Source organism: uncultured Xylophilus sp. (genome assembly GCA_913776965.1).
Lineage (GTDB): Bacteria > Pseudomonadota > Gammaproteobacteria > Burkholderiales > Burkholderiaceae_C > Xylophilus.
This window is the reverse complement of the sequence record CAJYQL010000012.1, coordinates 1-11,761: the sequence shown is the minus strand read 5'-3', so window position 1 is coordinate 11,761 and position 11,761 is coordinate 1. Positions and strand designations below refer to the sequence as shown.

Sequence of the window (11,761 nt, the reverse complement as noted above, 5' to 3'; positions counted from 1 at the left end):
GTCGCGGTCGCTCTCCGCCTGCGAAGGTGCGCTGCTGGTGGTCGATGCATCGCAGGGCGTGGAAGCGCAGACGGTGGCCAACTGCTACACCGCGCTCGACCTGGGCGTCGAGGTCCTGCCGGTCCTCAACAAGATGGATCTGCCGCAGGCCGATCCGGACAATGCGAAGGCCGAGATCGAGGACGTGATCGGCATCGATGCGGCCGACGCGATTCCGTGCTCGGCCAAGACAGGGCTCGGTATCGAGGAAATTCTCGAACTGATCGTCGCCAAGGTGCCCGCGCCGCGCGGCAATCCGGAGGCGCCGCTGCGCGCCATGATCATCGACAGCTGGTTCGATCCCTACGTCGGCGTGGTGATGCTGGTCCGTGTGGTCGACGGCCGGCTGCTGAAGGGCGAGCGCTTCAAGATGATGGCCTCAGGCGCGGCCTACAACGCCGACAACCTGGGCGTCTTCACACCCGCCAACGAGTCGCGCGAGGCGCTGAATGCCGGCGAGGTGGGCTACATCATTGCGGGCATCAAGGAGCTGAAGGCGGCGAAGGTGGGCGACACCATCACGCTGGAAAAGAAGCTGCCCAACAACCTCGGCCCGGCGGAGCAGGCACTGCCCGGCTTCAAGGAGATCCAGCCGCAGGTGTTCGCGGGCCTCTACCCTACCGAAGCGAGCGAATACGACCAGTTGCGCGACGCGCTGGAGAAGCTGCAGCTCAACGATGCCTCGCTGCACTTCGAGCCCGAGGTATCGCAGGCGCTGGGCTTCGGCTTCCGCTGCGGCTTCCTGGGCCTGCTGCACATGGAGATCGTGCAGGAGCGCCTGGAGCGCGAGTTCGACCAGGACCTGATCACGACCGCGCCCAGCGTGGTCTATGAAGTGGTCAAGGGCGACGGGGAGGTCATCATGGTGGAAAACCCCTCCAAGATGCCCGACCAGGGCCGCATCCAGGAGATCCGCGAGCCCATCGTGACCGTGCATCTCTACATGCCGCAGGAATACGTGGGCCCGGTGATGACGCTGGCCAACCAGAAGCGCGGCGTGCAGCTGAACATGGCCTACCACGGCCGCCAGGTCATGCTGACCTACGAGCTGCCGCTGGGCGAGATCGTGCTGGACTTCTTCGACAAGCTGAAGTCGGTGTCGCGCGGCTATGCCTCGATGGACTACGAGTTCAAGGAGTACCGCGCATCCGATGTGGTGAAGGTCGACATCCTGCTCAACGGCGAAAAGGTCGATGCGCTGTCGATCATCGTGCACCGCAGCCAGTCGGCCTACCGGGGCCGGGCGGTGGCCGCGAAGATGCGCGAGATCATCAGCCGCCAGATGTTCGACGTGGCGATCCAGGCGGCCATCGGCGCCAACATCATCGCCCGCGAGACCATCAAGGCGCTGCGCAAGAACGTGCTGGCAAAATGCTACGGCGGCGACATCACCCGCAAGCGCAAGCTGCTCGAGAAGCAGAAGGCCGGCAAGAAGCGGATGAAGCAGATCGGTTCGGTCGAGGTGCCGCAGGAGGCCTTCCTCGCGATCCTGCAGGTTGAAGACTGATCGCCGGACAGCGCGGCTCCACTCCCCCAAAACCAAGAACATGCAGCTTCTCACGTCCCTGATCCTGGCCGCCTTCGCTGCCTATGTCGGCGCCTGGTATTTCGGCGCCATCGAAGGCAATTTCGCCTTGCTGCTGATGCTGGCGACGCTGGTGACCGGCGTGTTCTGGCTGGCCGAGCGGCTGGTGTTCCTGCCGCGCCGCCGCCGGGCTGCTGAGGCGGTCGCGGCGTCGATGGCCGCGCGGCGCGAGGAGCTCACCCGCCAGGGCATCCGCAAGGTCGACGGTGCCGACGAGGCCGACGTGCAGCAGGCACAGGCGAAGCTGCTGATGCAGCCGTGGTGGCTGGACTGGACGGCCGGCCTGTTCCCGGTGATAGCGACCGTGTTCCTGCTGCGGTCCTTCCTGTTCGAACCCTTCAAGATCCCGTCGGGCTCGATGATCCCGACCCTGCTAGTCGGCGACCTGATCCTGGTCAACAAGTTCACCTACGGCATCCGGCTGCCGGTGTTTAACACCAAGATCACCGAGGGCAATGCCCCGCAGCGCGGCGACGTGATGGTGTTCCGTTACCCGCCGCAGCCGAGCATGGACTACATCAAGCGTGTCGTCGGCGTGCCGGGCGACGAGGTGGCCTACCTCAACAAGCGCCTGACGATCAACGGCCAGCCGGTGCCGGTCAATACGCTGCCAGATTTCTTCGAGGAAGACGCGATGCGCTACTTCAAGCAGTTCGAAGAAAAGCTCGGCAGCCGTACACACCGCATGATCAACGATCCGGACCGGCCGGCCTATGTGCCGGGCGCGTCGAATTTCGAGTTCAAGGACAACTGCCGCTACACCGTCGAGGGCGTGACCTGCAAGGTGCCCGAGGGCCACTACTTCATGATGGGCGACAACCGCGACAACTCGCTCGACTCGCGTTTCTGGGGCTTCGTGCCCGACCGCAACATCGTGGGCAAGGCCTTCTTCGTATGGATGAATTTCGGCAACCTGAAGCGCATCGGCGGGTTCAACTGACATGAATACCGTTGTCTACCTGCAGTCGTCCCGTCGGCAGCATCAGCGCGGTCTGAGCCTGCTCGGACTGTTGTTCGTCGGCGTCGTCCTCGCCAGCGTGGTGATGGTGGGCGTGCGCATCGCGCCGTCGGCCATCGAGTACCAGGCGATCCGCAAGGCGGTGCGCACCGCGCGGGTGGAGGCATCGCCGCCGGCGATCCGCGCCGCATTCGACCGCACCGCGTCGGTGGACTACATCTCGTCGATCAGCGGCAAGGACCTGGACATCGTGCAGGTGACCGACCAACGCGGCGATGGGCAGGGCTACCGCGTCTCCTTCGCCTACGAGAAGGAGATACCGTTGTTCGGCCCGGCGTCGCTGCTGCTGCGCTACATCGGATCGTCGGACTAGGTGGCGATGTCTCCGAACCCGGCCCTCGCCGCGCTGCAGGACCGGCTGCAGCACCGTTTCGCCGATCCGCAGCTGCTGCAACGCGCCGTGACGCACCGCAGCTATTCGGCCGACCATTACGAGCGCCTCGAATTCCTGGGCGACTCGGTCCTGAACCTCGCGATCTCCAGCCTGCTCTACGACCGTCTGGCCGACCTGCCGGAAGGCGACCTGTCGCGGGTGCGGGCCAACCTCGTACGCCAGGAGACGCTGCACCAGCTGGCGCTCGACCTGCAGCTGCCGCAGACGCTGCGGCTGGGGGAGGGCGAGGCCAAGTCGGGCGGCCAGCGCCGGCCGTCGATCCTCGCCGACGTGCTGGAAGCGCTGATCGGGGCGGTCTACCGCGACGCGGGCTACGCGGCGGCCGAGCGGCTGGTGCACCGGCTGTTCGCCCGGATCGACATCACGCCACGCATGCAGGCGGCCGAGAAGGATCCGAAGACCGAGTTGCAGGAGTGGCTGCAGGGCCGCAGAATGAAACTGCCCGCCTACCGGGTGGTCGCGACCGTTGGGGCGGCCCACCGGCAGACCTTCGACGTGGAATGCGAGATCGTCGAACTCCACCGCACCGAGCGCGGCATCGGCGGCTCCCGCCGGGCCGGCGAACAGGCCGCCGCCGCGGCGATGCTGGCCTATCTGAAAGCGAACCATCCATGAACGATGCTACTAAAAACGTAGCTGCTGATGCAGGCGGGGCGGGCGCAGAAGCCGAATTTTCTTTCAAAGATGCGCCGGTCGAGGCCCATCCGATGCCGCCGATCCCCCCGGTCGTCGGCGGCCCGGCGTCCGACGGCCAGCGCTGCGGCGTGATCGCGATCGTCGGCAAGCCCAACGTCGGCAAGTCGACGCTGCTCAACGCGCTGGTCGGCCAGAAGATCAGCATCACCTCCCGCAAAGCGCAGACCACCCGCCACCGGATCACCGGCATCCGGACCCGCGGGGCGACGCAGTTCATCTTCGTTGATACGCCGGGCTTCCAGACCCGGCACGGCACGGCGCTCAACAAGTCGCTCAACAAGACGGTGATGGGCGCGATCGGCGATGTGGACCTGGTGCTGTTCGTGGTGGAGGCGGGCAGCTTCACGCTGGCGGATGCCAAGGTGCTGTCGCTGCTGAAGCCGGGCATCCCGGCGCTGCTGATCGCCAACAAGCTCGACAGCGTGCTGCGCCGCGCGGAGATGCCGCCTTGGCTGAAGAGCATGCAGGAGCGCCATCCGTTCGCCGAGTTCGTGCCGATGTCGGCCAAGAACAAGGGCGATGTGGAGCGCCTCTTCGCGATCTGCGAGAAGTACCTGCCCGAACAAGCCTGGTGGTACGGCGAGGACGAACTGACCGACCGCAGCGAGAAGTTCCTGGCGAGCGAGACGGTACGCGAAAAGCTCTTCCGCTTCACCGGCGACGAGCTGCCCTACACCTCGACCGTCGTCATCGACAAGTTCGAGGAAGAGGCGAGCAAGACCCATAAGCGCATGGTGCGCATCGCCGCCACGATCGTCGTGGAGCGCGAAGGCCACAAGGCGATGGTGATCGGCGACAAGGGCGAGCGGCTCAAGCGCATCGGCACCGAGGCCCGCCAGGAGCTCGAGAAGCTGATGGACGCCAAGGTGTTCCTGGAGATCTGGGTCAAGGTGCGGTCGGGCTGGGCCGACGACGAGGCGCGAGTGCGCAGCTTTGGCTACGAGTAAACGCATCGCCGACGCGCCGGCGTTCGTCCTGCACCGCTACGACTGGAGCGAATCCAGCCTCATCCTCGAAGTCTTCTCGCGCGACCACGGGCGGCTCGCACTGGTCGCCAAGGGCGCCAAGCGGCCGAGCTCCAACTTCCGGCCGGTGCTGCTGCCGCTGCAGCCGCTGCGCCTGACCTGGACGGTCTCCACCGCGGCGGATGCCGACATCCACACCCTGAAGGGGGCCGAATGGGCCGGCGGCCACGTGATGCCGACCGGCGACGCGCTGCTGTCGGGTTACTACCTGAACGAACTGCTGCTGCGCCTGCTGGCCCGCGACGACGCCCATCCGCGGCTGTACGACGCCTATGCGACGGTGGTGCGCATCCTGGCCTCGGAGCACGGCGAGGCGCTCCAGCCGGTGCTGCGGGCCTTTGAGGTGCTGCTGCTGCGCGAGGTCGGCGTGCTGCCGGCGCTCGATCTGCAGACCGCGACGCGCGCACCGGTCGCAGACGACGGACGCTACCTGCTCGTTCCCGAGGGTGGCCTGCGCCTGGCGCAGATCGACGAACGGCAGGCCCTGTCCGGCCGCCAGTGGCGGGCGCTGCAGGCCGGGCTGGACGACGTGGCGCCGCTGACCGCGATGCTGCCGGCCGTGGCCTCGGCCGCGGGCGAACTGAAGCCGCAGCTGCGCCAGCTGCTCCACTACCATAGCGGCCTGCAGACTCTGCGCACCCGCCAGATGATGATGGACCTGCAATCCCTGCTATGACCGCTGCCCCCGCTCCGCACCCCCGCACCGCCCTGTCGGTCAACGTGAACTTGGTCGCGCAGGTGCGCAACCGCCGCCACCTCGGCATTCCGGACGTGGTGCGGGCCGCCTCGATCTGCCTGGAGGCCGGTGCCCAGGGCATCACCGTGCATCCCCGGCCCGACGGCCGCCACATCCGGGCCGACGACGTGCGCGACCTGTCCGCGCTGCTGCGCGACTGGCCGCAGGCGGAGTTCAACATCGAGGGCAACCCGTTCCACAACCTGATGGACTTCATCCGCCAGTACCGCCCGCACCAGGCGACCTTCGTGCCCGACAGCGAGGAGCAGCCGACCAGCGACCACGGCTGGCGCTTTCCCGAGGATGCGGAGCGCCTGCGGCCCCTGGTGGAGGAGTGCCAGGCGCTCGGTGTGCGGGTCAGCCTGTTCATGGACCCGGAGCCGGCGCAGATGGCGGCGGTTCGCGCGGTCGGCGCGGACCGGGTCGAGCTCTATACCGAAACCTATGCCAGCGCCTACCGCACGCCGCGCCAGGCTGCCGTGCTGGCCAGCTTCGCCGCCGCTGTGCAGGCCGCGCTCGATGCGGGCCTGGGCGTCAATGCCGGGCACGACCTCAACCGCGACAACCTCGCGGACTTCCTGCGGGCGGTGCCCGGCGTGGCCGAGGTGTCGATCGGGCACGCGCTGATGAGCGATGCGCTGGAACTGGGCTACGCCGCCACGGTGCGCGCGTACCAGCAGCGGATCGACGCCGCGGCCGCATGATCTACGGCATCGGCACGGACATCTGCGACGTGCGGCGCATCCGCCGCAGCGTGGAGCGCCACGGCGACCGGTTCGCCGACCGCATCCTCGGCCCGCAGGAACTGCAGGCCTGGCGGGCGCGCAGTGTCCGTTGGCCCGACCGCGGCCTGCGCTACCTAGCGACGCGTTTCTCCGCCAAGGAGGCGTTCAGCAAGGCGATCGGCACCGGCATGGTGACCCCGATGGCCTGGAGCCTCTGCGAGATCCTGAACCTGCCGGGCGGCAAGCCGGCGATCGTGCTGCATGCTGGATTGAAGACGTGGTTCGAGGAACGGCGGCTGCGTGCGCACGTCACCGTGACAGACGAAACCGACTATGCCGTCACCTTCGTGGTGGTGGAGACGACCGACTGAACTGCCTGCTGCCATGCTTGCCGCTCCTGCCGCACTTTCCGCTGCATCTGCCCCCGTCCATTCGCCGCTGATCATCGACGTCGCCGGCACCGAACTCACGGCCGCCGACCGCCGCCGCCTCGCCGATCCGCTGGTCGGCGGCGTGATCTATTTCACCCGCAACTGGCGCGACCGGGCCCAGATCACCGCCTTGTCGGCCGCGATCAAGGCGGTCCGGCCGGACATGCTGATCTGCGTCGACCACGAGGGCGGCCGGGTGCAGCGGTTTCGGACCGACGGCTTCACCGTACTGCCGCCTGCACGCCGCTTCGGCGACTGCTGGATGGACGATGCCGAGGGCTTCGGGACGGGCGCCCAGCGCGCGATGGACGTAGCGACGGCCGCAGCCTTCGTCATGGGCGCCGAGTTGCGCGCCTGCGGCATCGACTTCACTTTCGCGCCGGTCCTCGACCTCGACCACGGCAGCAGCGGGGTGATCGGCAACCGCGCCTTCCACCGCGATCCGCGCGTGGTGGCCACGCTCGCGCGCTGCACCGCGCACGGCCTGCGCCAGGCCGGCATGCAGCACTGCGGCAAGCATTTCCCTGGGCACGGCCATGTGCAGGCCGATTCGCACACCGATTTTCCGGTGGACGAACGGTCGCTTGCGGCGCTGCTCGCCGACGATGCCGCGCCCTACCGCTGGCTGCGCGGCATGCTGGCTGCAGTGATGCCGGCGCATGTCGTCTACCCCGCGGTCGACAGCCGGCCCGCCGGCTTTTCGCAACGCTGGCTGCAGGAGGTGCTGCGCGCACAGCTCGGTTTCGACGGCGCGATCGTGAGCGACGACCTGAGCATGGAGGCGGCGCGGCGGATCGATGGTCGCACGGTCGACCATGCCGAAGCCGCAATCGCGGCACTGGCGGCCGGCTGCGACCTGGCCTTGCTGTGCAACCAGAGCATCGGCGACGGCGTGCCGCTGGACGCGGCGCTCGAGGGCGTTGCAGCCGCATGGCGCGACGGTCGTCTCGTCGGGTCTGCAGAGAGCGACGCCCGCCGCCGTGCGCTGCTGCCGCGCGACGTTGCGTTGCCGTGGGATGCACTGCAGGCCGATCGTCGGTATCGGCTGGCACGTTCGGTGCTGTCGGCTATCGGCTGAGGGTCACGCGGCGCGTTCGGTAGGCCGGCCGGAACGGGGCCATGTGGACGGTTGACCGATCTCTGCACGCGAATGGGCTGCCAGGTCTTCGACGGACGCGCCGTTCTGTCGTTCGATTCCGCGTGGTGCCGCCGCCGAACATGTCCTCCGTAGCCATCCGTCGGATGTTGGGCAGATGCTCGGCGGGTCGCTGCAGGATATGCGCCAACGGCGAAATGCAGGGTGATCCACGGACGCATGTGCCTGCCTGGCAGGCGGATCCGCAGCGGATAAATCGAAAAGTTTGCGCTCGCTGACAATAAGGGTATGGCGGAGACTTTCACTGGTACGACGGACGCAGGGTCCGGTCCTGCCCGCATGGAGCGGGCGGTATGGGCGCTGTCCGTGTACGGCGTGCCGATCCTCGTCGGGTTGCTGAGCTGCCTCGTGCTGCTGTTCGGTCTGAGTCCGTACCGCCATGGGACGCCACCGCTCCAGCCTCTCGTTGCCGTCGACCCTTCCCTCGCGCAACCGGTGGACCCGGACGACGCGCGCCGGCGGCTGGGCGGCACGGCGGCCCGGACGTCCTGGAGCACGCAGCGGTCGGAGCAGCCGGTCTGGTTCGGCCTCGCGATCCCGCAAGCCCCGCCGGATGAAGCGGCGCGGACACTGGAGTTTCCGTCGCCGTACGGTACCGACCTGATCTGCTGGGAGGGCCCGGAGCTCGACCTGCTGGGCGGTGCGACCCGCTCCCAGGGCTCCCGGGCGCTGTTCCCCCGGAAAGGCGCATTTGCCCTGACCTTGAACGGCGCCAGCCCGGCGGAACTGATCTGCCGCGGCAGTTTCGCCGGACCGGCGCACATCACCGCCGTGTTGTGGAGCACACCGGAATACCTGCGGTCCGTCCGATCCTTCGACCGCAACGCCGCATTGCTCGACGGCGCGACGGCGCTGATGGCGGCGTTCCTGGTGGTCGCTGCGGTGGTCCACCGTCGCGCGCTGTACCTGCTGTTCGCCGTCTGGCTGTTCCTCGCGATGCGAGTGGGGGGGGTGCCGAGCGGCTGGGACGTGATGTGGCTCGGGCAGGTGGTGCCGGCCGACTGGCTGACCCGGGTCAGGGCCCTGTCCCTGGGCCTTTACGGCGTGGTGCTCGTCACGCTGCACCGCGCCTTGTTCCGCGAGGCGCTGGCCGGCAGCGTGTTCGCGCGCCTCCTGCGCGTCGCCCATCGGGTGACCTGGCTGGTGGCGCTGGCGGCTTGCGCGCTGCCGTACCGCTGGTTCGTACCGCTGGTCTGGTCCGTGGGCGGTGCGGTGCTGGTGTTGATGTGCACCAGCCTCTGGACCATCGTGCAGCGGTCCTCCTCGCGCGTCGCGTTCTGGTACAGCGGGGCGCTCGCCGTTGCGCTGCTCGCCCACCTGGTCGAGATCGTCGCCGTGGCGACCGGTCGGCAGGAATTCGTCGATGCCTTCAACGGCGTGACCGCCACACTGGTCTCCAGCCTGCTGGCCTGCCTGGCATTCGCCGAACGGATGCGGGAGGAGCAGCTCCAGGGGAAGGCGGCCCATGCGCACCTGCAGCATATGCTCGACACCGCGCCGGTCGGCCTGTTCACGCTCGATCGCGAAGGCCGCATCGCACGGGCCAACCCGGCGCTGCGGCGGATGCTGAACTTGCGGGTAAGCGGCGGGAACACCACCTGGGCCCAGCAGTTCGGTGCGGAGGCGTGGCTGCGGTTGCGCCATATCGCGAACCGGCAGGACGACAGCGACGCACTGGAGGTGCGATGGCCGACGGGCAGCACGCGCGGCGCGCCGGAGCAGCGGCGCTTCCTGGTCCGGGCGACCCATGCGGACGGTCGTATCGAGGGATCGCTGCAGGATGTCACCGACCGATCGCGGACGGCCGAGCACCTCCAGTTCCTCGCCGACCACGATCCGCTGACCGGCCTCTCCAACCGCCGAGGCATCGAACAGGTGCTGGACCGGGCCCTGCAGCGGCTGGTGCAGAACGGCCCGCCGGTGTCGGTCGCGCACCTCGACCTGGATCGCTTCCAGCTCGTCAACGACCTGTTCGGCCACGCGGCGGGCGACGAGGTCCTCAAGCGTGTCCGCGACCGGATCGGACACTGCCTGCCGGACGACATGGACGTTGCGCGGATCGGTGCCGACGAATTCGTGGTCGTGATGGTCGGCAGCGATATTCGATCCGCCCGCACGATAGGCGAGGCGCTGGTCGACAGCATCGGCACCGTCGCCTACCGCGTCGGCGACAAGACGTTCCCGGTCCATGTGTCGGTGGGCGTGGTGGAGGTCGCACCGCACCACGACGTCAAGACCGTGCTGCTCGCGGCCGACCGCGCCTGTCGCCAGGCCAAGGCGCGCAGCCGCGGCAAAGGCCTGGTCTGCTACGACAAGGATGCGACGGTGTTCCGGGAACATGCGGTCGAACTGCAGCTGATCGAGCAGATCGCGGGCGATCATCTGGACGATCATTTGTCCGTCGTGATGCAGCCGATCATGTCGCTCGTCCGGCCATCGGAGGTCCTCAATGTCGAGGTCCTGCTGCGCATGCGCGGTACCGACGGCGACGCGGTGCCGACGCCGCAGCTCATCCAGGCGGCAGAGGCGACCGGCCGCATGGCGGCGATCGACCGCTGGGTGCTCGACGGCACGCTGGCCTGGATGGAGACGCACCACGACCGCCTCGCATCCATGCAGTTCGTCTGCGTGAACCTGAGCGGCGCGTCGCTGAACGACAAGCGGTTCGTGGAAGACGTGGTGCAGCTGCTCGATGCCCGGCCGGTCGCGGCGCGGCGGATCTGTTTCGAGATCACCGAGAGCGTCGCGCTCCTCGACCTGGACAACACCCGGCAGTTCATCGCCCGCATCCGGCGCCACGGTGCCCGGGTGGCGCTGGACGACTTCGGCGCCGGCTACACCTCGTTCGCCTACCTGCGGGAACTGCCGGCGGACATCCTCAAGATCGACGGGAAGTTCGTGTGCGACATGAACCGGCAACCGGCCAATGTCGCGATCGTCGAGGCGATCGTGCGCCTGGCGCGCAACCTGGGCATGCAGACGATCGCCGAATGGGCTGAAGATGCGGACACGGTGCGCACCCTGGTCGGCCTCGGCGTGGACTATGTCCAGGGCTATGCGGTGGCCGAGCCGCAATCGCCCGATGCGCTGCCCGGCGCGGCGTCGGCGGCCGCCTTCGCGACGGCGGGGCCGATACGCGCCGTCGTGGAGGACATCGAAGCGCGCAACCGGTCGGCGGGCGCCCTGGCCCTCTGACCGTCCGCGGGTCGCAGCAGGGGCTCAGGATTCCCGGCGCAGCGCCGGGAACAGGATCACGTCGCGGATGCTCGGCGAATCGGTCAGCAGCATCATCAGCCGGTCGATGCCGATGCCGCAGCCGCCGGTGGGGGGCATGCCGTACTCCAGCGCCCGCACGAAGTCATGATCGAAGAACATCGCTTCGTCGTCGCCGCTGTCTTTGGCGGCCACCTGGGCGTTGAAGCGGGCGGCTTGGTCCTCGGCGTCGTTCAGCTCGGAGAAGCCGTTGCCGAATTCGCGGCCGGTGATGTAGAGCTCGAAGCGCTCGGTCACCTCCGGCCGATCATCGTTGGCGCGCGCCAGCGGGCTGATCTCCGTGGGGTGCTCCATGATGAAGGTCGGCTGCCAGAGCTTCTCTTCCACCGTCTCCTCGAAGTACAACACCTGCAGGCTCGCCAAGCTGCGGCCGGCCAGGCGGTGCTTGGCCTCGGTCAGGCCCAGTTTGCGCAAGGCGTCTGTCAGCCATTGCGCGTCGTCCACCTGGTCGCCGGCCTCGGTGTACTTCAGGATCGCTTCACGGATCGTCAGCCGCTCGAACGGCTGCGACAGGTCCACCGGCTTGCCCTGGTAGGAGAGCTGCTGGCCGCCCGCCGCCTTCTCGGCGATGGTGCGGATCAGCGTCTCGGTGAAGTCCATCAGGTCGCGGTAGTTCCAGTAGGCCGCGTAGAACTCCATCATCGTGAATTCCGGGTTGTGCCGGACGCTGATGCCTTCGTTGC

The 11,761-nt window shown here is 68.0% G+C and carries 11 protein-coding genes; 10 read left to right on the top strand and 1 reads right to left on the bottom strand.

Going from position 1 to position 11,761, the window contains the following annotated elements:
* The 10 genes from lepA to QZ500_RS01330 form a co-directional block, all read left to right on the top strand.
* Positions 1-1,546: translation elongation factor 4 (gene lepA / locus QZ500_RS01375; protein ID WP_295849883.1), on the top strand; the 1,546-nt coding region annotated here is incomplete at its 5' end.
* A gap of 40 nt (positions 1,547-1,586) precedes the next feature.
* Positions 1,587-2,564, top strand: a complete 978-nt coding sequence (gene lepB / locus QZ500_RS01370) for a signal peptidase I (protein WP_295849881.1) — start codon at positions 1,587-1,589, stop codon at positions 2,562-2,564.
* Position 2,565: 1 nt separating this feature from the next.
* The gene (locus tag QZ500_RS01365) at positions 2,566-2,955 is read left to right on the top strand and encodes a DUF4845 domain-containing protein (protein WP_295849880.1); all 390 of its coding nucleotides are present in this window, start codon (positions 2,566-2,568) and stop codon (positions 2,953-2,955) included.
* Positions 2,956-2,961: 6 nt separating this feature from the next.
* The gene (gene rnc, locus QZ500_RS01360; protein WP_295849878.1) at positions 2,962-3,651 is read left to right on the top strand and encodes a ribonuclease III; all 690 of its coding nucleotides are present in this window, start codon (positions 2,962-2,964) and stop codon (positions 3,649-3,651) included.
* 92 nt (positions 3,652-3,743) lie between these two features.
* Complete coding sequence (gene era / locus QZ500_RS01355; protein ID WP_295849876.1) at positions 3,744-4,679, top strand: GTPase Era; 936 nt, start codon at positions 3,744-3,746, stop codon at positions 4,677-4,679.
* Positions 4,666-5,433, top strand: coding sequence for a DNA repair protein RecO (gene recO / locus QZ500_RS01350; RefSeq protein WP_295849874.1), 768 nt, complete (start codon positions 4,666-4,668; stop codon positions 5,431-5,433). The genes era and recO overlap by 14 nt, the downstream gene beginning before the upstream one ends.
* Positions 5,430-6,197 carry a pyridoxine 5'-phosphate synthase gene (locus QZ500_RS01345; RefSeq protein WP_295849872.1) on the top strand — a complete coding sequence of 256 codons (768 nt, stop codon included), beginning with the start codon at positions 5,430-5,432 and terminating at the stop codon, positions 6,195-6,197. The genes recO and QZ500_RS01345 overlap by 4 nt, the downstream gene beginning before the upstream one ends.
* Positions 6,194-6,589, top strand: coding sequence for a holo-ACP synthase (acpS, locus tag QZ500_RS01340; RefSeq protein ID WP_295849870.1), 396 nt, complete (start codon positions 6,194-6,196; stop codon positions 6,587-6,589). The genes QZ500_RS01345 and acpS overlap by 4 nt, the downstream gene beginning before the upstream one ends.
* Before the next feature lie 13 nt (positions 6,590-6,602).
* Positions 6,603-7,727 carry a beta-N-acetylhexosaminidase gene (gene nagZ / locus QZ500_RS01335; RefSeq protein WP_295849869.1) on the top strand — a complete coding sequence of 375 codons (1,125 nt, stop codon included), beginning with the start codon at positions 6,603-6,605 and terminating at the stop codon, positions 7,725-7,727.
* Between the two features lie 306 nt (positions 7,728-8,033).
* Positions 8,034-11,000: an EAL domain-containing protein gene (locus QZ500_RS01330; RefSeq protein WP_295849867.1), complete on the top strand. Its 2,967-nt coding sequence runs from the start codon at positions 8,034-8,036 to the stop codon at positions 10,998-11,000.
* A gap of 24 nt (positions 11,001-11,024) precedes the next feature.
* Here the strand turns inward: QZ500_RS01330 and QZ500_RS01325 are convergent.
* On the bottom strand, positions 11,025-11,761 hold a 737-nt coding region (locus QZ500_RS01325; RefSeq protein WP_295849865.1), incomplete at its 5' end, for an amino acid--tRNA ligase-related protein.